This is a genomic window from Halobacillus sp. A1, from assembly GCF_024189295.1.
In the GTDB taxonomy this organism is placed as follows: Bacteria; Bacillota; Bacilli; order Bacillales; family Halobacillaceae; genus Halobacillus_A.
In genome coordinates this window covers 113202-135018 of record NZ_JAIZEN010000001.1, presented here as the reverse complement: position 1 = coordinate 135018, position 21817 = coordinate 113202, and the positions used below count along the sequence as shown (strand labels likewise).

The 21817-nt window shown below is 41.3% G+C and carries 17 protein-coding genes; 2 read left to right on the top strand and 15 right to left on the bottom strand.

Annotation, left to right across the window (positions count from 1 at the left end):
* Positions 1 to 420 precede the first annotated feature (420 nt).
* Positions 421 to 606 (bottom strand): hypothetical protein, encoded by a 186-nt coding sequence (locus tag LF817_RS00690; protein ID WP_253933834.1) that lies wholly within the window; start codon positions 604 to 606, stop codon positions 421 to 423.
* Positions 607 to 900: 294 nt separating this feature from the next.
* Positions 901 to 1437, bottom strand: coding sequence for a DUF5412 family protein (locus LF817_RS00685; RefSeq protein WP_253933833.1), 537 nt, complete (start codon positions 1435 to 1437; stop codon positions 901 to 903).
* A gap of 345 nt (positions 1438 to 1782) precedes the next feature.
* On the opposite strand from LF817_RS00685, the gene LF817_RS00680 reads away from it, so the two are divergent.
* Positions 1783 to 3057 carry an L-lactate MFS transporter gene (locus LF817_RS00680; RefSeq protein WP_253933832.1) on the top strand — a complete coding sequence of 425 codons (1275 nt, stop codon included), beginning with the start codon at positions 1783 to 1785 and terminating at the stop codon, positions 3055 to 3057.
* 120 nt (positions 3058 to 3177) lie between these two features.
* On the opposite strand, the gene LF817_RS00675 is transcribed toward LF817_RS00680, so the two are convergent.
* From LF817_RS00675 to LF817_RS00660, 4 genes are all read right to left on the bottom strand, one after another.
* On the bottom strand, positions 3178 to 3567 hold the full coding sequence (locus LF817_RS00675; protein WP_253933831.1) for a VOC family protein: 390 nt from the start codon (positions 3565 to 3567) through the stop codon (positions 3178 to 3180).
* A 118-nt stretch (positions 3568 to 3685) separates the two neighbouring features.
* A complete protein-coding gene (locus LF817_RS00670) occupies positions 3686 to 4348 on the bottom strand; it encodes a hypothetical protein (RefSeq protein WP_253933830.1) in 663 nt (220 codons plus the stop codon).
* Between the two features lie 53 nt (positions 4349 to 4401).
* Positions 4402 to 5001: a DUF1643 domain-containing protein gene (locus tag LF817_RS00665; RefSeq protein WP_253933829.1), complete on the bottom strand. Its 600-nt coding sequence runs from the start codon at positions 4999 to 5001 to the stop codon at positions 4402 to 4404.
* A 253-nt stretch (positions 5002 to 5254) separates the two neighbouring features.
* Positions 5255 to 6907, bottom strand: coding sequence for a CoA-disulfide reductase (locus tag LF817_RS00660; protein ID WP_253933828.1), 1653 nt, complete (start codon positions 6905 to 6907; stop codon positions 5255 to 5257).
* A 485-nt stretch (positions 6908 to 7392) separates the two neighbouring features.
* On the opposite strand from LF817_RS00660, the gene LF817_RS00655 reads away from it, so the two are divergent.
* Positions 7393 to 8178 carry an SDR family oxidoreductase gene (locus LF817_RS00655; RefSeq protein ID WP_253933827.1) on the top strand — a complete coding sequence of 262 codons (786 nt, stop codon included), beginning with the start codon at positions 7393 to 7395 and terminating at the stop codon, positions 8176 to 8178.
* A gap of 249 nt (positions 8179 to 8427) precedes the next feature.
* Here the strand turns inward: LF817_RS00655 and LF817_RS00650 are convergent, their stop codons facing one another.
* The 9 genes from LF817_RS00650 to purT form a co-directional block, all read right to left on the bottom strand.
* Positions 8428 to 11403 (bottom strand): carbohydrate binding domain-containing protein, encoded by a 2976-nt coding sequence (locus LF817_RS00650; RefSeq protein WP_253933826.1) that lies wholly within the window; start codon positions 11401 to 11403, stop codon positions 8428 to 8430.
* Positions 11404 to 11472: 69 nt separating this feature from the next.
* Entirely contained in the window at positions 11473 to 12819 is a 1347-nt protein-coding gene (locus LF817_RS00645) for a GH1 family beta-glucosidase (protein ID WP_253933825.1), read from the bottom strand.
* A gap of 31 nt (positions 12820 to 12850) precedes the next feature.
* On the bottom strand, positions 12851 to 13864 hold the full coding sequence (locus tag LF817_RS00640; RefSeq protein ID WP_253933824.1) for a LacI family DNA-binding transcriptional regulator: 1014 nt from the start codon (positions 13862 to 13864) through the stop codon (positions 12851 to 12853).
* A gap of 67 nt (positions 13865 to 13931) precedes the next feature.
* On the bottom strand, positions 13932 to 14771 hold the full coding sequence (locus LF817_RS00635; protein WP_253933823.1) for a carbohydrate ABC transporter permease: 840 nt from the start codon (positions 14769 to 14771) through the stop codon (positions 13932 to 13934).
* A 3-nt stretch (positions 14772 to 14774) separates the two neighbouring features.
* Entirely contained in the window at positions 14775 to 15722 is a 948-nt protein-coding gene (locus LF817_RS00630) for a carbohydrate ABC transporter permease (protein ID WP_253933822.1), read from the bottom strand.
* Between the two features lie 59 nt (positions 15723 to 15781).
* The gene (locus tag LF817_RS00625; protein WP_253933821.1) at positions 15782 to 17056 is read right to left on the bottom strand and encodes an ABC transporter substrate-binding protein; all 1275 of its coding nucleotides are present in this window, start codon (positions 17054 to 17056) and stop codon (positions 15782 to 15784) included.
* A 402-nt stretch (positions 17057 to 17458) separates the two neighbouring features.
* Positions 17459 to 18187 (bottom strand): TspO/MBR family protein, encoded by a 729-nt coding sequence (locus LF817_RS00620; RefSeq protein WP_253933820.1) that lies wholly within the window; start codon positions 18185 to 18187, stop codon positions 17459 to 17461.
* 202 nt (positions 18188 to 18389) lie between these two features.
* Positions 18390 to 19814 carry an aldehyde dehydrogenase family protein gene (locus LF817_RS00615; RefSeq protein ID WP_253933819.1) on the bottom strand — a complete coding sequence of 475 codons (1425 nt, stop codon included), beginning with the start codon at positions 19812 to 19814 and terminating at the stop codon, positions 18390 to 18392.
* 764 nt (positions 19815 to 20578) lie between these two features.
* Positions 20579 to 21757, bottom strand: a complete 1179-nt coding sequence (gene purT, locus LF817_RS00610) for a formate-dependent phosphoribosylglycinamide formyltransferase (RefSeq protein WP_253933818.1) — start codon at positions 21755 to 21757, stop codon at positions 20579 to 20581.
* Positions 21758 to 21817 lie beyond the last annotated feature (60 nt).

Genomic DNA, 21817 nt, shown 5'->3' with positions numbered 1-21817 from the left:
TTGATAAGCAACTGATTATCGAACAATATACCATCTGATAGCTATTTAAGAAGGCCTGCGCCCATGTATTAAAAACACGGGGAACAGGCCTTTATTGCGTTACTCTACCTCCATCTCCCTAACTATTTCGTCCATCCCTTCTCACACCCACTCATAATGAAGTTCTGAAGAAAAATAAGAATTGTCCGATCTTAAACTCCTCCTGGCGTAATATTCAACTTTTATCCAAAATCATAAGAATCGTACTTCCAGCCCACAATAAATAGGCTGCCTGTGTCATGATGAGCATTCCAAACTCGAAAGTTGAAAGCTTCCTTTGCCGTTTGATTTTTTTGAGATGTATGTAAAAGATGAAAGAACAAAAGAGCAACAGTAACACCGAAACTTCGTACATGTTTTCTAACAAATCAGGCAACGCAATCAATCCTCACTTTCCGTTTCATAATGAGATCCGCTCTTATGATAACCTTTTTCTTCTTCCAAATACTTTTCAAGTTTGTATGCTATAAAAACAAGCGCTGATGCACCGACTCCAATCATCACGCCATCTGTCAAAGCTCCAACCAACCCGCCTACCAAAATAAATGTAGTGATTTGATACTTCATAAAAAACCGTCACCTCTTTATCAATAAGTCTTAGCACTCTTCCCCTTCCTCAGTTCTTAGTTCCAATTATTTCAAAATACTTCTGTTAACTCAACCCATATAAAACGTAATTCTTTAATAGAATGACGCACACGATCATCCTTATTATGACTTTCATTTCTGATCATTTATTTATGGGATGTTTCAATATCTTGAATCAGTTGAGGCAAATCATCCTTAAAAAAATGATCCACGTTTTCGAAAATTATTGTCTTCGCATACGGAAGCCTATAGACATAAATGAGGTACTCTCTTTTAGTAACTTAAAGTCTCCCCTTTATTCACATCTATTATGTGATTATTTATCGAAACCTTATTATTACTTTGCCAATTAACCTTAGCGTGTTCTATGCGTTTTTGATAATATATTCTTTTTTTGAACCAAAGTGGTCCACTTAACTCCCCTCTTATTCCAAAGGTGCCAGCTGCTCCTGCATCCCACCGGTAGAAATCAATGGTGTGCTTTTCATTAGGAGAGCTCACTGTTTTAATATGCTCATCCACTCCCATCGAAGAAAAGAACGATGCAAATAACAAGGTTAAAGACAGGGCAGCAGCCAACAACAATGATAAAACCACAGTCAACCAGCTTCTTAATCTCGAAAGCCAGCTTCTTTTGTCTTTAAAACCTTTAACTCCTAAAACAAAAGCGGTGATACTAACTGCAAAAAGAATATAATTCGGAGGTGCAATCAACCATGCGTTATTAAAATTAGAATACAAAGAGTAAACAGCTAATCCTATGCAGAATAATATTAAACATAATCCTCCCACGTTATACTTTATTACCAATAAAAACACCCCGATAGCGTTTTAAGTTTTGTCTTCTAGGCTCAGTGACTCTTTACTATATAAGCCTGCAAAAAATCCGCCATATCTTTTTTTGAAATTACAACTTAATCACCGAATTATCTTCCGGGCAAGAGCTATACCGCGAAAGGATCCATTTTCATTATATATCCAACTTTCTTTCGGCTTCGCATCTTTTCCAAAACTTTTACTCCGCCTATACATCTATGTTACATTCTACATCTAATTTTACAGAAAGTTTAAATTATTATAAATTATTTGATTTTATTAGTCATTAGTTATATCCTTTTTGTATCCGCTTACATAATAGAACAGAGGAGGAATAACATGACAGCCAATAAAAACAGATGGCTGATTGCTTTATCAGCCATTGCTATTCATCTATCTATAGGGGGAGCTTACGCATACAGCGTGTACACTACGCCCGTAAGTGAACAAATGGGATGGTCCCCGACCGAAGTAACGATTGCATTTACCATTATGATGGCGCTTGCCGGGTCATCTGCCGCCTTATTCGGGAAATTCGTTGAAAAAAGCGGACCGAGAAAATCAGCGATCGTTTCTGCTGTTTTATTCGGACTTGGACAAGCAGGGTCTGGTGTCGCGATTGCTGTTGATTCCCTTACGCTATTTCTGCTTACATACGGACTGGCAAGCGGACTCGGACTTGGAATCGGTTATATTTCCCCTGTCTCGACACTTGTCAAATGGTTCCCAGATCGAAGAGGTTTAGCCACTGGATTAGCCGTATTAGGTTTTGGAACAGGGGCTCTGATCACCGCTCCTGTAGCTGCCAATTTAATGGCCACCGTCGGCATATCCAATACGTTCTATATATTAGGCTCTGCTTATTTCGTATTTATCACCTTAGGGGCTTCTTACATTGCTCCCCCTCCAGAAGGCTGGATGCCAGCATCGATGAAAAAGAATATGGCCTCTGGTAAAAAAGTTTTCAAAAAGGATTTGCAGCAGCTAACTTCAAAAGAAGCGGTAAAAACGAAACGGTTTTGGCTGCTTTGGATCATGATGCTCATTAACACGACTGCAGGGATTATGATGATTTCCGTGGCATCGCCTATGGCTCAGGAAGTAGTCGGCTTATCAGCCGCAGCGGCAGCTACGATGGTAGGTATTATGGGAGTTTTTAATGGAGGAGGCAGACTCGGCTGGGCAGCGGCATCTGACTATATCGGCCGCCCCAATGTTTTTCTTATCTTTTTCATCATTCAAATCGTGGCCTTCTTTACACTTCCTTTAACGACGAACGTCATTCTATTCCAAGTACTTATCCTGCTAGTTGTCAGCTGTTACGGTGGAGGATTTTCCAACCTGCCTGCTTTTATCGGAGACTTGTTTGGAACGAAACAGCTTGGCTCCATTCATGGATATCTTTTAACAACCTGGTCTTTAGGCGGCGTATTCGGTCCGATGCTAGTTTCACAAATCAGAGCAAGCACAAATAGTTACACAGCCGTCTTTTACGTTTTTCTCGGATTAATAACCCTGGCCTTTATTGTCTCAATTTTAATGAAATTAGACATTAAGAAGATCGAGAGAAAAACAAGGCAGAAACAACAGGAAGATGAAGCTGTCAATTATTAATAACTAAGAGGTGGCTATTTCAGTTGTAAAAATTGAAAAACAATCAAAAAAAAAACGATCCGAACTTTATATGGTCGGATCGTTTTTTGATTGGATTTAAACATCAAGTCACTGTGGAAATTAGTCTTCTGTCAATTGAGTGGATATCCACCAGGTGTTGCCTGCCGGATCTACAACTCCCCCACGTCGATCGGGATCACCTTCCTTATTTACAGGTTCTTGTAGTGATTTTCCACCAGCGTTTATCGCCCGGTTATAAGTGTTTAAAGAATCTTTTACGTAGAGGTGAATGTGAGTCGGATAGGACGGCCAGCCTTCTCCGGATTCTCCAATCATAATTACGGAATCATCCAGGCTTACTTCTGAGTGCATTATTGAACCATCGAGTCTCTCATAGACACGCAGTTCTTCACCATCGAAAGCTTCCTTTAAAAAATCTATCAAGGCTCTAGCATCGTCTACTACTAAATAGGGAGACACTGAGGAGTATCCTTTTGGTTTCCAGCTCATCCTTCATCATTCTCCTTTACGCAGTTTTTGTGAAGCACTTAACTTCCTATAAAAATTATACACAAAGAAAGCTCCCTTTGATTAACCTGAACAAATTTGATCATCAAGAATTCACAGATCACGTTTCTTCCTTACCCTCAGGAAAGACAGTTATTAAATGACTCAGCATCCTAGAAGATGAAGGCTTTATATCCAATTCGGTGAACACCTTCTTATAGTGATTCAACCATTCATCAATCGTAGTAGGTTTATGGCTTACATCATTAACAAAGTTAACAAGAACGAGCCAGGTAGGTATATTGAATTTCTCATTCATCAAATACAAGTAAGCGAACCGATTAGCCAACTGGTAATAGTGTTTCACCCATGTATCAATGGGCGCCTCTGACCCAAAAAAACTCTTCGTCTCCTGAATTGTTCTTAGAATTAATTCTATACTTTTATCGTCCGAGGCTCTCAATTGGGAGTTCATCTCCCTGACATGGGCTTTTGCTTCTACTAGCAGCAACCCTCTCCTGCCATCTTTTCCTTCGACCGTGGCTATCCCATCCCAGCTTGGCCCTATTTTTGGCCAATATTTGTCCATTTTATCCATATAGTGTGTCCAATTGTCATCACAATTGAGAAACTCATTTCGATATTCTTTATAACCACAATCTTTTAGAGGTGAATGCCATTGTATTTCTTTATCCTTCTCTATAAAGGATAGCAGTGAAGGTGAACTCTTAAGGATCGCATGATTGATTTCTGCTTGTTTGTTATTGACATACTCTCTAATCAATAATTGACTTCCTTTTTTAGGAATAATATCCTCTCGATGTTGAGCTACTAATTCTATAAGAATCTTTCTTTGGCTTTATTTAGTTGCGGTGCAGGATGATAATAATCTTCTTTGGAATCATCCTTTTTACCGATAACCGGTACATCTGCAGCCTCGATTGCTTCCAGCCATTTCTGTTTAACACCTTTAAGATTCGTCCAATTACTCTTTTGGTTAAGTCCCCAGCCAAGGAGAAGCCAGGGGTGTTGTTGTAATTCACTTTTCGAAACTAAAGACTCATCGAATGGATACTTTCGCATATCAACGTGACTTTCAAATAATTTGATGGCTTGTTCAGCATTTGTGTGGCGAAGCGTAAAGAGATTGTAGATGTGGAAGCGACCAGAGATTTCGGAGTTTTTTTCATAAATGGCTTCAACTATTCTAATCAGCTGTCTCATCGTTGGGTCTTCTGTTTTAATACGCCCCTTCGCGTACCCTTGTTCTTGTAGAGAATGTAATAAATCACCAGTAATTGTAGCAGAACCTGGATTAAGCATGAGGCATGCCCCTAACGATTCTTCAGAGTCTCCCCATTGTAAATAGGCTGATTTACGATAAGTGTGCTCACCTTTTTTCACAAAATCTCCATAAGCTTTTGCTTTTAATAACAAGATGTTCACCTCTCTTGGGATTGATTTATTTCCTTATTTTAGGTATTCTCTCCATTACTTAAATAACCTCTATTTCACGTGAAAAAGGAGCGTGATATTTACTTTTTCACGTGAAACTGACTAAAGGTAATGAAATAAAAAAAGATGATCCCTGTGAACTACAGAGATCATTTTCAAAAAGAAACAGGTTAGGTTACTTTTTTAAGTTTATTTTTTATAGGATCTATTTTACTAATACCCATACTCTTCTTATCTATGACTTTTGAGTAGCAGCCTGGTAGGTTTTATACCCACCACTTAAGTTGCTTGTTTGATAGCCGTTATTTTTCAGGATAGTTGAAGCTAAATAACCGCGAAGACCTACTTGACAATGGACATAGATATGTCGATCATCTGGCAGTTCATTTAGTCGAGCGCGCAATTCTCCTAAGGGAATGTTGATCGATCCGTCGATCATTCCTCCGTCTCTTTCTCCAGGTTCTCGTACGTCGATGAGAAGTTCCCCTTTATCTACGATGTCGCTTACATGATGGTAGTGAATAATATTCATTTCACCATCCAAGACGTTAGCAGCTACATACCCGGCCATGTTTACAGGGTCTTTAGCAGAAGAATACGGCGGGGCATAAGCCAATTCTAAATCGGCTAAATCCCGTACATTCAACTTTCCTTTAATAGCTGTAGCGATAACGTCTATACGTTTTTCAACACCCTTATATCCAACACCTTGAGCTCCTAAGATCGCCCCTGTATGTGGATCGAATAAAAGCTTTAAAGAAACAGGACTGCCACCGGGATAATAAGAGGCATTAGAGGCAGGGTGTACATGGATAGCTTCATAGTTTTTATTGAGTGATTTTAATAACTTTTCATTATTTCCCGTTGCCGCTACCGTCAAATTGAAGACTTGAGCTACTGATGTTCCCAGTGTTCCTTCGTAGGAAATGGAGCGCCCATTAATGTGATCGGCAACTAGCCGACCTTGACGATTTGCAGGCCAGGCAAGAGGAATCATAGCTGGTGTCTGTTGGATATAATCTTTTACTTCAATAGCATCTCCAATAGCGTAGATACTTTCATCTTCTGTTTGTAACTGTTCATTCACAAGAATACCTCCTCGAGAGCCGAGGGAAAGGTTTGCGTTTTGAGCAAGTTCGCTATCGGGTTGGACCCCTATGGACATGATCGTCAAATCGCTGTTCAACTTCCTCCCACTTTGGAGTTGAATAGTTTTTCCTTTATCTTGAAATGCTTTGACGCCGTCTTCAAAAATCAAATCCACACCATTTGCCTTCAATTCTTGATTAATAAGTGCTGCCATTTCGTAGTCGACTGGTGACATCACTTGGCTTCCTAGTTCAACAATTGTTACTTTTATGCCTCTATGGTTGAGATTCTCTGCCATTTCTAAGCCAATAAATCCACCGCCAATAACAACGGCTTCTTTCGGGTGCTGCTCATCGACCCATCTCTTGATTTGATCTGTATCCGGTACTGTGCGCAGCGTAAACAAATGCTCTGCTTCAGCAATCCCTTCAAATGGAGGGACGATCGGCTTCGCACCGGGAGATAAAATGAGTTTGTCATAGGACTCCTCATAGACTTCACCTGTATTTAAATTTTTTATTTTAATTGTCTTTTTCTCGCGATTAACCTCTATTGCTTCACTTAAATTACGGATGTCTAAGTTGAATTTATTGGACATCCCTTCAACCGTTTGAACTAGTAAGGCCTCTCTGTCCGTGATGACCTCTCCAATATAATAAGGAAGCCCGCAATTCGCAAAAGATATATATTCTCCTCTTTCAATCATGATAATCTGGTCTTCTTCACTTAACCTTCGCAACCTTGCAGCAGCTGTTGCTCCTCCAGCAACACCACCGACAATGATAATTTTTCTACCCAAGACGACCCTCTCCTTTTAGATAGCTGTTATGCTAATGTGATTAATTTCACATTTAACTTATAATTTAAGTTTACTCTTAACATATCGAGAAATCAATATACCCCTAGGTGTATATTTTGTGACAAAATTATCTTCTTTGAGAGCTATATTGTTTTTGGAACTCCAAAGTTGTTTGATGGCAGGCCCTTTTGACTGTTCTTCTAAATTACTTGTAGTTTCCGTAGGGTAATAATCTCTCTTTACAACTTTCTCTAACCCAAAATTAAAGGGAACCTGCAGCAAATTAAGCATACTGAAGAAGCTACTTAATTAAGCGGCTTCTTCAGTATGTGGATAGGCGGCATTTCAAAAATGAGTGTTTTTTTAAAAAACAACGTCCTTCCAAAGGAATATTTATAAAAGAGCTTAAAATCTCAAGTTACATTTTCATAGACAAGGGTATAAATCAACTAAACCTTTCCAATTGAAAAAGGAGATAGATACTTATGACACAGACAGTAGAAGGAAAAGTCGCACTAGTCACAGGAGGAGGCTCAGGCATGGGCAAAGCCTCTGCCATTCACTTAGCTAAAGAAGGGGCAAAAGTCGCCCTCGTCGACATTAAAGAAAAAGACGCACAGGAAACCAAAGAGGAAATAGAATCCATAGGCGGAGAGGCGATTATTATTGAAACAGATGTATCGAACGAGGAAGATATTGAGCAATGTTACAAGCAGCTCATTGATCGCTTCGGACAATTAGATATCATCTTCGCCAACGCCGGCATCAATGGAAAAATCACGCCGATTGAAGATATGAGCGGTGAGGAATGGAGTCAGACGATTGATACTAATTTAAAGAGCACTTTCTTAACGGTGAAGTATGCTATTCCTCATATGAAGGAAGAGGGCGGGAGCATCATTATTACGAGCTCCGTCAACGGAAACCGGGTCTTTTCCAACTTTGGTTTTTCTGCCTACAGTTCGTCGAAAGCCGGACAAATGGCTTTTGGAAAGATGGCTGCTCTTGAACTATCCAAGTACCAAATTCGCGTGAACGTCATCTGCCCTGGTGCAATCGAAACGAATATCGAGGAAAACACCCACCCTGAAGAAGATAATTTAGAAAAAATTAAAATTCCTGTTGAACATCCTAAAGGTGATCAGCCTTTGCAGGGTCGACCTGGAAAACCAGAAGAAGTTGCGGATCTAGTCGTCTTTCTCGGATCTGATGCCTCCCGCCATATTTCCGGCACAGAGTTATATGTGGATGGAGCAGCCTCGCTGCTTTAGCTCGTAGAATGCATGCAGCCTTAATTCATCTACTAAAAAGCAAACGCAAAAGCCCTCAGCTCTACAACTGAGGGCTTTTCCATTAAGTCTAATAGAAACACAGCTTCCTATATCTATAAAAAAAGTAGATTTATGGGATAAGTGGATGTATTCCCTGGAATTCTAGTAAATAAAAAGGCTATCCTTTTGGTGTAAGGATAGCCTCTTCAGACTTAAATTTTATTGCGGTAGAGCTAAATATTTTTTTGATTACTTATCATCATATTCACTTGCATTCTTTACTTCAAGCACGACATCATCAATAGAAATATTATGTTCTTCACTTACGTTGCCCATCAGAAATTTAAGAGAAGCTTGATCATCAGCCGTCATGTCAAACTCAAAATCAAAACGCTGCGCTTCTTCATTTAAAGAAACTGTTTCATTGAAATAGCGGTGATAATCTGCATTTTCAAGGGTAACTTCTATATCTCTAGCCACACTGGAACTGGCGTCAAAAGAGAGTACATAAGTGATTCCGTTCGTTAACGAAAGATCCTGCTGCTCGATAAGCACACCCCAGTCTTCGTTCCCGCCTTCTTGAATATCTACATTCAGTACTCCTTCGTCAGCGGAAACATTCGCTTCTGCATCGAAATGAATGTATTCCGTCCAATAGCCGAGACCTGATGAGAAATCACCATTCTTTAATGGGTAAAGGTCCATTTCGCTGGAGGTTTGAAGCATTTTTACATTATCTAAATACACGTCTCCTGACTGACCTCCGACCATAAACGTCAATTGTCCGTTCGAAACTGCTTCCGGCACCGTAAATTCAACAGTATGATCTTCCATTTCTTCAGTTAATGTCACCGGTTCACTCGCATAGTTTTCGCTGCCATCTTCACTTATGAGTCCAACTTCGATGGTTTTGTTTTGTTCTGCTCTTGCGTTAAAGGTCAGTTCATAATCCTGTCCTTCTGCCAAAGGGATTCCTGACTGTTTTACCTGCACATCTTCAGCATTTACACCTTCACTTTGAATATCAAGTTGCATTTCGCGCTGCTCTTCAGAAACTTTCATTTCAGCGGAAGACTGCTCTGATGTCACAAGATCCCAGTAGCTTGTCCTTGTCATATCCCCCTGATCAAAAGTTCCATTATAAATGAAGTTCCCGTCCGCTAAAGCAGGCTTTGTGCTGTTTTCCTGCTGTTCTCCCGTGATATTCTCCACTCGGACATTTCCAATAGAGACTGGGGCCGTTCCGTTGCTTCCCATATTAAACTCTATTCGAGCGCCCAGGTCTGTGTCCTGGTTTAGCGTAAATGTATATTCGTAGGACTGAACTTGATCACTAAGCTCCATCGTTTTTTCTCCGGAATAGTTAGCAAAGCCTCTTTCTTCTCCACCGGATACCTTCGTCATTATATTACGGTTGGTATCAGATTTTGCATCAAAGGTTACTTTATACGTATTCCCTTCCAGAATCGCGAGCTTTTGAATAAGCTGCAGGGACCATAAAGCATTACCAGGGTCTGTCACACTTGTTTTTGCAAAGGATTGGCCGTCAAGCTCTTCCTTCTCTATCGTTCCGCTTCCCTGAAAGTCTGGAAGCTGTACGAGATTCCAATAATTCTCATCAAACTCGTCTTCCTGTTGATCGATGATGGTAAAAGGTTCATTATACTCATTATCATAAATGAGGTTGCCATCTTCTAATGGCTGTTTCGCATCTTCAGGCAGCTCATCTTTTTCAACGACAGGTTCTACAGGCTCTTTATACTCACGGCCCGTTAACTCATAGGCTCTTACATAGTCGACTTCCATTGTTCCTGGAAACTCTGTTGATTCATCGGGATTGCCGCCATACCAGCCACCAACTGCTAGATTCATAATTAAATAGAATTCCTGATCAAATGGCGCAGGGAAAGCATATTTATCCGACTGATTCTCCCCTTTACCAAACCAATTGTCTAATGTTTGATATAATTCTCCATCCACATACCAGCGGATTTCTCCAGGTTCCCATTCCACTGAATATGTATGGAAATCGGTATAATCTTCTCTTTCAGGAAAATGATATTCGGTTCCTTTGTACGTATTATTCGGGTATTCCTCTCCGTAATGAATCGTACCACCAATTTCACTCGTATCTTTTCCAGCGGCTTCCATAATATCGATCTCACCGGAAACCGGCCAGTCACCATAAACTTCATCTTCAGGCATCATCCAGAAGGCCGGCCAGAATCCCTGACCTTCAGGCAGTTTCATTCTTGCTTCGAACTTTCCATACTTTTGGCTGAACAGCCCTTTGGATGTCAGCTTAGCTGAAGTATAGTCGTAACTTCCGAATGAGTCACTTTTCTCTTCTTCTTTCGCCTCGATGACCAGCTTACCGTCATCAATATAGGAGTTTTCAGATGAGTCAGTGTAATACTGCAATTCATTGTTACCCCATCCAGGGGAGACCCCTTCACCATTTTCGTCTACGATCCAGTTTCCAGTATCATGGGACCACTTCGATTGATCGATTTTACTGGATACGAACTCATCGGACCAAACGAGAGACCAGTCAGATTCCTTTTGGTCCCTATCGACGATTACTACGTTATCTAAGTCCGAGTCAATGGCCTGGACTTTATTTTGAAGCTTCTCATCAATATAGACGGTTCCGCTGACCGTCGTGTTCTCTAGTTGAATATTTCCCGGGTCAGCCCCTTCGCTAATATAAAGGTCCCCTTCAATCGTAGAGTCTATAAGAGCGACATCCGAATGATTGATCCAGGCATTTCCTTTAATTTGCTCATCCTCGTACGTTCCTTTTTCATAAAAGTAACCTTGTATTAGAGAGTCAATCATAGCCATAGCATCTTTGCGCTTTAATGGTTTGTTCGTACCCTCTTCTACTTCACTCATCCATGGATCTGGTAATACGTATTGAAAAATTTTGACCGCCTCTGCCTTTTTCACGGCGGAATTTTCATTTCTTGTTACATACCCGGCATCTTTAACCTCTTCCAACACACGCTCACTGCTTATGTTCAACAAGTTTCCAAGCAGTACTGTGTATTCTGAATAAGACATTGCAGCATTTTCACTCTTTTTCGTATTCAGCCCTGTCAGTAATCCTCTCTCTTCCCAGTATTCAACCCGATCATCTCCCTTATCTTTCTTAGCAAGCACAGAAGGGGACACGACTTGAAACACGACAGCAAACGTTAATAGGACAGTTAAGATTTTTCTCAAATTACTCCTCCTTAGAATGAGCTTATATTTTAGTAGCAGGGAAACCGGTTTCGTCAACGAACAAAAAAATTAAGTAATCTCAAATCTCTTATTTTCGACCGTGTTCTTATACCAATAGTAGCTTTCCTTCCTCGTTCTTTCGAAAGTATCAAAGTTGATGTGAATAATACCGAATCTCTTCTCGTAACCTTCAGCCCATTCGAAATTATCCAGCAGTGACCACACGAGATACCCTTTAATCGGCACACCCGCTTTGATTGCTCGATGCAGAGAAGTTAAGTGCTGCTTTAAGTAGTCAATGCGTTCCTGGTCATTTACTTTTCCATCTTCTACTCCATGATTATAGCAAGCCCCATTTTCCGTAATATAAATAGGAACGTCGCCGTAGGTTTCGTTCAAATTCTTCAAAGCTTTATAAAAGCCATCCGCATAAATCGGCCAGCCAATGTCCGTTTGCCGATAATCAAGAGGAACTTCCTCGACCTGAAACATTCCCGCCTCATCATTATGACGGCCAAGACTGCCTGTATAATAGTTGATGCCATAAAAATCAATCGGCTGAGAAATCAGTTCTAGATCTCCTTCTTCGATATGCAGTACAGCGTCATGCTCTTTAAAAATCTGAATCAATTCCTCTGGATATGATCCTTTAAAAACGGGATCCATAAACCACTCTTTCTGCCACAGCATCCCACGACGACACGCATCTTGATCTTCAGCTGCCGGACTAAATGGTTCCAGCCAGCCTAAGTTTGGTGCATAGCCTATTTCTCCATCAGGTACAAGTTCTCTAAAAGACTGAACAGCTTTACCATGGGCTGTAAGCAGATGGTGAGATACATCGACAGCCGCTTGTAAATCTTTTTTTCCAGGAGCGTGGATTCCTAAGAAATTGGACAAAAACGACGCACACCATGGTTCATTGATCGTAATCCAGTTCTTCACTTGATCACCGAATTCCTTAAACATCGCTTCAGCATATTCGTTAAAAGCGTCTATTGTGGCACGGTTCTCCCAGCCCCCTTTATCCTGCAGGACTTGAGGCAGATCCCAGTGGTAAAGGGTGATCATCGGTTCAATATCATATTTGAGCAGCTCTGTGATCAAGTTTCGGTAATAAGCTACCCCAGCAGGATTCAAGCTCCCTGTTCCTTCAGGCATGACTCTCGACCAGGAAATCGAAAATCGGTAAATATCGATTCCAAGGTCTTTTAAATGCTGGACATCTTCTTTATATAAATGATAACTGTTGCAGGCATGATCTCCAGTGTCTCCGTTTTTTACATTTCCAGGAGTATGAGAGAAAGTGTCCCATATAGAAGGACTTCTCCCGTCTTCATTAGCTGCTCCTTCAATTTGATAGGAAGCTGTTGCAGCTCCCCACTTTAATTCTTTCGAAAATTCTATTGTTGTCATATGATAACCTCCATCATGAACGTAAGTGGGACTAGCTTTCTATACTGGATGAACGAACCACAAGCTCTGGATCCACTTTCACCGGGCGAATGTCATTATGATCCAGGATGAGGTCATTCAGCATTGTAGCAGCCAGTTTCCCTAATTTCTGTTTATCTTGCTTGACTGTTGTGAGTGGCGGGTCACTGTATCGGCAAGCTTCAATGTCGTCACAGCCGATCAATTGAATGTCTTCAGGAACCGATAATCCTTTTTCCTTGATGGCTTTAAGCGCTCCAAGGGCCATCATATCTGATGCTGCAAAAACGGCTTGTGGTAATTCTTTCGTTTGCAAGATTTCTTTCATAGCTTCATAGCCGCTTTCCTCGAAGAAATCCCCAAACTTCACCCATTCGTCTTTTATAGGCAGTCCAAATTGCTGCATTGCATCGATATATCCCTGATTGCGGATACTCGCCACATGTGAATTCTGTTTACCGCCTATATAAGCCACTTTTCTTATTTGATTTAAATAGAAAAACTCGACAACCTTTAAGCCGATTTTCGCATTATCCGTCATGATATAGCTTGAGTTCGGACCTTCCAGTTTAAGGTCGATACCGATACATGGAATATTGCTTTCGGCGATTTCATGGACGGCCTCTTCAATCTCATCCCCAGCTATAATCAAACAACCATCGACGTGGAAATGTTTGCACCGCTCCAAATACTTACTTTCTCCCTCGTAAAATTTTTCGTTGGAAAATAAAAGGAGATCATATCCTTGTGCCCCCACTGTTTTCTTAAAGGTATTCACGACTTCATTGAAAAAGGGGTGCTTAAAGTCCACATTGATTTTCCCGGCATAAATCAAGCCGATTAAATTCGATTTTTTAGTTGCCAGCGATTTCGCTGAGAACGTCGGCTGGTACTTTGTATCCTGCATGATTTTATAAACTTTCTCTCTTGTCGGCTCACTGATACCGCCATAATTGTTGATAATCTTTGAAACAGTAGCAGGAGATACACCAGCCATTTTTGCTATATCTTTTATTGTTAAATCCATCTTCATACCTCTCCTTAGAAACTGCTATCTCAATTTATTGTATCAACAATCGGCTAGAGTAGCTCGCTTATTTAATTGAGCCTTCCGTAATACTGGAGATGAACCATTTATTGAAAATAAGGAAAATCACAACCAATGGAACAGTTGCCCAGAACACACCGGAAAGCAACATACCAAAATCTACATTGAATGAGTTGTTTAAAGAAGCCAGCGCCACTTGTAAAGTGTAAGAAGAAGGATCTCTCAGAACCGTGAACTGCCATAAGAATTCTCCCCACACGAGTGTAAACACGATAATCCCAAGCGTAGCAAAGGCCGGTTTTATAATAGGAAGCACAATACTCCGGTAAATTCTGAAGTTTGAGCAGCCATCTAATTTAGCCGCTTCGATCAGTTCATCTGGTACAGATTCGCTGATATATTGACGCATGAGAAAGATACCTAGCGGGTTTAATAAGAACAAAACCCCTGCTCCAAATAACGTATCCAGCCACCCTAATTGAGAAATCAGGTAGTATTGCGGGATCAACCCTAATTGAGGAGGGATGACCATCGTTAAAAGAATACATATGAACAAAAAGTTTTTGCCGGGAAATGAAAATTTAGCAAAGGCGAATCCCGACAGTGAACTAATCAATAGAACAATAATCGTAACGACTGAACACAACAGAATCGTGTTCCACATCGCCTGAAAAAATGGAATCGTGTTTAATACTTTCTGAAAGTTTTCAATCAGCATTCCACCAGGAAGCAATGTCGGAGGAATGGAATTATACGCAGCGCTTGGCTGGGTAGCCATTACAAACATCCAGTAAAACGGGAAAATAGACAAAGCAGAGGCGAATCCTAACGCGATATATACGGGAATGTTTCCACGCTTGAACCTTTTCTTTACATGCTCGCTCATTCTCTAAGCCCCCTTCTTTCTGCGTCCGGCCCCGGATGTCAGCCATGTATTCAGAGCTGCTGCACCTACGATGATGATCAGCAATAAAATTGCTGTTGCTGAAGCTGTACCGAAGGAACCTAAGCTAAACGCATCTCTGTATAAGTACATAACCACCGTCATCGCTTCATCACGTGTAAAGGCAGAACTACCTAAAAATACAGTAGGCTCAGCAAATAATTGAAGCGCTCCTACAGTTGCCATAAAAACGGTCAGCAGAATGAATGGTTTCAGCAAAGGAATCGTAATGTGCATGAACTGCTGAACTTTATTAGCCCCATCGATTGTCGCTGCTTCATACAAATGTTTCGGAATACTTTGCAGTCCTGCTAAGTAAATGATCGTATTATATCCGACCCAGCGCCAGAAGACCATAAGGGAAATGGCGAATTTCGCTCCCCACTCTGACGTTTTCCAGCTGACCGGATCAATACCAAACCAGCCAATAACATAGTTAGCGAGAGCTGTTTCATTGCTGCTGAAAAACACTCCGAACACCAATGCGACAGCTACCATGGAGGTAATATACGGCATAAATATCGTCACTCTGAAAAAATTAGTAAATCGTACCGCAGCCATATTCAGGAAATATGCTAGAATAAGACCGACAATCAGCTGAGGAGCGGTTCCCATCAGTCCGATAATGACCGTGTTATATAAAGATTTCCAAAATAGTGGATCCTGCAGGACGACCGTAAAGTTTCTCAACCCTACAAAGTCCATTTCCCCAAGACCATTCCACTCTTGAAAAGCAAGAACAATACTGAATACGGCAGGATAAAGACCGATAATTCCAAAGATGATAAAGAATGGAGCAACATACAAATAACCGGAGAGCATATCTTTCTTCTTCTCAGACAATCGACTCTCTTTCGCAGAGGAGACATGCTGTTGTTTTTCTACACTTTCCACTTTTCTACCTCCTTACATAGAAAGGGTCAGATTGAAATTCATCCGACCCTCCTTGTAAATTATCGATCAATTAACCCTTCGATACGTTCCACAGCTTCTTCCCATTCCTGCTCAGGATCTCCACCTTCTTGAACGTTTCTAAGCGCAGTCAATACTTCATTATTAACCGTTACATACTTAGGTCCTTTATAAACTTCAGGAATTTCTTTAGCTGCTTCAGCAAAATATTCTGCTGTGTTTTGTCCGCCGAAATACTCATCAGAGTTTGATGTGAATTCTTCCATTTCATATGTTTCTGGTGTAGAAGGGAAAAGACCGCTTTCTGTGAAAGATTCCAATTGATTCTCTGGTGATAACAGCCACTTGGAGAATTCATAAGCTTCTTCACTGTGTTCTGTCTCTTTAGGAATAGCTACATAAGAGCCTCCCCAGTTCCCGGCAAAGTCACTAGGAAGGGTAGTCACGCGCCAATCTCCAGCAGCTTCGGGTGCATTTTCTGTCATATAGCCCTTCAGCCAGGCAGGAGCCATTTCAACGCCGAAGCTTCCTTTGTTCAAAGCATCTCCCCATTCAGGAGTCCACATTTCAAAGTCACTCACATACCCTTGTTCATGTAATTCAACCGCATAATCGTAAGCGTCTTTCACACCGTTATTCTCACTAATCAGTAATTCGCCATCACGATTAAAATAACTTTGTTCTAACGCATCCATATTTGCTCGGAAAGCCATTTCCATACTATCGACCATAGGTTTATCTGTAGCTTCTAACACTTTATCCGCCGCATCCGCGAACTCTTCAGGTGTTGAAATCAATTCGCTCACTTCATCTGGATCTGTTGGAAGACCTGCATTTTCAAAAACTTCGCTATGGTAATACATCGCTTTTGGTCCGATATCAGTCGGAAGTCCGAAAAGGAAATCACCTTCCCCATTTGCTGCCATGTTCCATTTCCAGTCTAAGTATTGGTCTTCAATTTCGTCCGCGCCTAAGTCATACATATTAGTGAAACGATCTTGAGCTTCTCTATATCGATCCAGCTGGTCGACTTCGATCATAGTTAAATCAGGAGCTCCAGTACCTGCAGATATTGCAGTAAAAAGACTGTTATGATGATCTTCTAATTCAGATGTTTTAATATTAATTTTCACATCAGGGTTTTCTTCCTCGTACTCTTTTGCTAAATCTTCATAATTGGTAGCTCCAAAAACCCAGAAATCCAATGTAACATCCTTGCCTTCACCTGAAGCTGAATCTTCATCTCCACCACAAGCGATAAGTAACGCACTCATACTCAACAGTAAGCCAGAAAGTAAACTTTTTTTCAATTTCATTATGTCTTTCCCCCTCCATTTTAAATAACCAAGGAAACGATCATCCCATTAACGAAACCGGTTTCGTTAATGATTAAAAAAAATCAAGTGATTTGATAACTTAAGTTGATTATAAGGGTATATGTATCCGTTTTCAATAGTTTTTTTATAAAAATTCAAAAAACTAACAAGTTTCTTAGTAAACCGGTTTCTTAAAGGTGCAAAATGAAAGACTTTATACTGAATTATATTGTCAAAACAACGATGTAAACGCTAACATAAAAAGTTAATTTACCCATGTTCTTGAGTTATGATTATAGATTTCACCCAGACTGCATAAAGAAAAACGCGGCAAGACTGATTAGACTCGCCACGCTACCTAGGAAAAACTCATTTTCACAATGCCACAATGGAACACGACAATTATTTTCTTAACTTCAATGCGTATATAAAGGTGATAAGGAAAAGACCGGTTGCCAGGATATAGGATGAGTAAACGACTAACGGCACTTCAGCGACGTCGTTTTTAACACCAATGCCGATGAATGCCCAGACGAAAACGAGCGGGTATACCCAATCCTTTTCACTTCTCATGAAATAAAGAGCCAGTGTTACAGCCACAATTAATAGCACGAAAGTCCAGATCGACTCTGAGATTCCAAACCCGTTCCAGCCAATGTAAGTCAAATAGTAACTGATATTGGTGATCGTGGCGACGCTGATCCAGCCAAGATAGACTGAGAAAGGAAGTAATTCAAGGAAAGATGCATCTGCGGCTTTTGCTTTAACATATAAACGGATCAAGGTCGTCAGTAAAAGAAGCATCACAATGACCGAGAGACCAAAAAATTCATAGTGCCACATAAAAATCCAAAGGCTGTTCAGAATACTGCTTAATACAAAAAGAAAGCTCGTGGTCTGGTAAACAGGTAGGTTTCGGCGGCTTGAAGGAAATTGCGAAATGATCCAAATACCAAGGAGGATGTAAATGAATCCCCATATACTAAACACATATCCCGCCGGAGTAAACAGCACGTTAAGCCTATTTGAAATGTCACCTGTCGTTTGTCCATTAAGAGGTAAAGCATTAGCAAGCCCATTAACGGTGATCACGAGAAGGTAAGCGATTAGATTAATTATAAATTTGCCCATTCCACCACTCCTCTCCAAAAATAACTACGATACATAGTATTCCTTCATAATCATACGTAAAACATTTTTGTGCGTTCTTACCCTGCCTACCTTTATTTTTCCTTAGTATGGAACCCTTTCACAAAAAACGCCTGCCCCTCATTTCACACCAAGGGACAGGCAGGTAAATTTATTATTTGAAGTACATGGGTCGCTCATCTCTTTAGGACGGATAACCTAAAATGGTTTTCACTTCAAGATATTCTTCAATTCCAAAGTCGCCCCACTCTCTTCCGATACCAGACTGTTTAAAGCCTCCGAACGGTGAAGAAAAGTCAGCTTCGGCATCATTGACCTTCACTCGTCCTGCGCGGATGCTTGAGGCCACTTTTCTAAGCGTTTCTGGATCTTTTCCGTATACATATCCAGCCAGACCATAAATCGTATCGTTAGAAATCTGAATGGCTTCTTCGACCGTGTCATAGGTGATCACCGTCATGACAGGTCCGAAGATTTCTTCCTGAGCGATGACCATTTGATTGTCGACATCCGTAAAGATAGTCGGCTTCGTATAGTATCCCAAATCGAGTCCTTCTGGTTTACCGGAACCTCCGACAAGCAGAGTTGCTCCTTCTTCCATCCCTTTTTCAATATAGGATTGTACCGTATCCCACTGCTTCTTGGAAACGAGCGGACCTACGTAATTACCTTCACGTGGATCACCGACAGGAAAGTCTTCCAATGCCTTCTTCATTGCCTGCTCGAACTCTTCCTTCATGGAGGAAGGAATTAACGTGCGGGTGGCTGCAGAACAGACTTGGCCGGAATTTGTTGCAATGTGACTGACGGCTGCTTTTGCGGCGTCCTCTACATTCGCATCATCCAGGATGACAAGCGGTGATTTTCCGCCGAGTTCAAGTGCGACTTTTTTTATCGTTTCTGAAGCATTTTTCATAATTTTTTCACCTGTGGCTCCAGAACCTGTAAAGGATACAAAATCAATACCTGGATGGGAGCTGATTCCGTCGCCAATGACCGATCCTGATCCATTCACCAGGTTAAAGGCACCTTTTGGAACGCCGACTTTATCAAAAATTTCAGCCAAAATAATCGCAGCAAAAGGTGTTTGCTCTGCGGGCTTCAAGATGACAGGACTTCCTGCCGCAAACGCACTCGCAATTTTTGTGGATGTCTGATTAGTCGGGAAATTCCACGGGGTAATCAGACCGCTGACACCAATTGATTCCTTCACACGCGTATGACCGCCGTGGTCTTCCGTGAATGAAAATTTCTTCAGCGATTCTGCTGCTTGAGAAAAGTGGTTGTACCCCATCATGAAGTGTACTTTCTCAGAGATCTCTAGTGGAGATCCTAGTTCGTCCGTGATGGTTTCAATAATTTCATCTTTTCTATTTTCATATTCTTTCGCAATATTTTCGAGCATTTCTACTCGTTCTTCTTTCGTGGTTTGTGAAAATGCCGGAAACGCGTCACGCGCTGCCTGTACTGCTTTATCTAAATCTTCTTTTGTTCCTAAGCTGATGTTCCCAATGACTTCTTCAGTCGCCGGGTTGACGACTACTTCTGTTTCTGAACCGGTAGAGTCTACCCATTCACCGTTAATATAATGTTTCAAATAGTTTCTCATCATTTATTCTCCTTATATTTAAAATCTCAGATAGGTTTCGTTATTCTTGCTTGAAGAATGGGTTCTTGGAAATTGATCGCTTTCCGCGGGGAAGACGGCAAGCCTCCTCGAGCTAAAAGCTCTGTGGGGTCTTGCCAGTCTATCCTTTCCCGCAGGAGTCTCACCATTTCCAAGAACCCATTACTATAAGGCGAGATACGAAACCACCCTTATTGTAAGGGAGAGAGCATAGTCGATGCCTGGAATTCACATAACGCAAGGGATGGAGGGAAACGGCAAGACTCCTGTGGGATACGCGGGTTAGATGAGACCCCGGAAGGCGTAGCCTGAGTAAGCTCAGTGCACGCCCACGGAAAGCGAATCGTTTCCCGCAATCCCTGACTCTCACTAATATCTGGGAATTGATTCTTCCGGAATCCTGCATGCTATTTAATAAACTCTCTTAAAAGGAACTATATGTTCTGCATATATTTATATGGCTTTATTTAACCATCATGGTAGGAATGTATCCTTTATTTAGGAAATTGAAACATCTTTAAGCCTATCGCAGAATTTTTACAGGCGTTTGAAGGCTGCTTTTTCAGGCTGTGACCATCTACTAATTAAAATACTCTGTGTTTACTATATTTTGTGGATTTTCTAAGTAACAATCTGTTTATTGAACAAAAAAAGGGACCCTTTTTGTTTAGGATCCCTTTCGTGTGTTTAACGGCAAACATAAAACTGAGCAACATTCTTCTCTTATTCCATAACAGCCGTTGTATTTAAGTACTTCCTATATTCATTTGAGAAGCTGCCTCTTTGGCCCTCGCGCTTGCTTCTTCTACACTTTCCGCCTGGGTGAGCACTACAGCCATGCGGCGGCCGATATTGGTAGAAGGCTTACCAAAGATCCGTACTTGAGTGCGAGGCACAGTTAGTGCATTAGCTATTCCAGATATTTGATAGTTATTGCTTTCAATTGCAGATTTCACAGCGTGGCTTGCCCCTGCGGTGACAAGCTGAATATCTTCTACTGGATATCCTAAAATCGCCCGTACATGAAGAGCAAACTCCGATAGATCCTGCGTGATCAAGGTCACCATTCCAGTATCGTGAGGCCGCGGAGATACTTCACTAAAGTACACTCCATTTGATGTAATAAATAACTCAACTCCGAAGACGCCATACCCTCCGATCTCATCAGTTACTTTTTTCGCAATGTCCTTTGCCTGTCTGATGTTTTCTTCGCTCATCCCATGGGGCTGCCACGATTGAATGTAATCTCCGCCCTGTTGGAGATGACCAATGGGCGGACAGTAACATGTGCCTGTGGAAGAGCGGACGGTTAACAGAGTAATTTCCGATTCAAAATGAATGAACTCTTCTACGATCACACGTGTACTTTTGCCACGTCCGCTTTTGATGGCTTCCTGCCAGGAATCTTCGACATCCTCTTCTGTCCTGCACAAACTTTGCCCTTTTCCAGAAGAACTCATAATAGGTTTGATTACGCACGGCGTTCCGATAACGTTTACTGCTTCATTTAATTCTTCCAAGGAATTGGCAAACTCGTATTTGGCAGTTGGAAGATCGAGTTTTTCACTGGCCAGGCGACGTATGCCTTCCCGATCCATCGTTAATTGGGTGGCGTAAGCTGTAGGGATCACGTGATACCCTTCCTGCTCCATTTCTAACAGGGTGGCTGTCGCAATAGCTTCTATTTCAGGTACGATAAAATCAGGTTTTTCTTGTTCGATCACTTCGCGCAGTTGGCTGCCGTCCAGCATATCTATAACATGAAAACGATGGGCTGCCTGCATCGCTGGCGCCCCTTCATATCGATCAACAGCAATGGTTTCTACCCCTAGCCGCTGCGCCTCAATAACAACTTCTTTTCCTAACTCCCCTGCCCCTAGCAGCATGATCTTTTTGGCATTTTGTTGGTTTGGTGCTCCATACATGGCGAAAATCCTCCTGAATGTTTTTGATTTACCGTTATTTTATCCCCTATCACTACTATA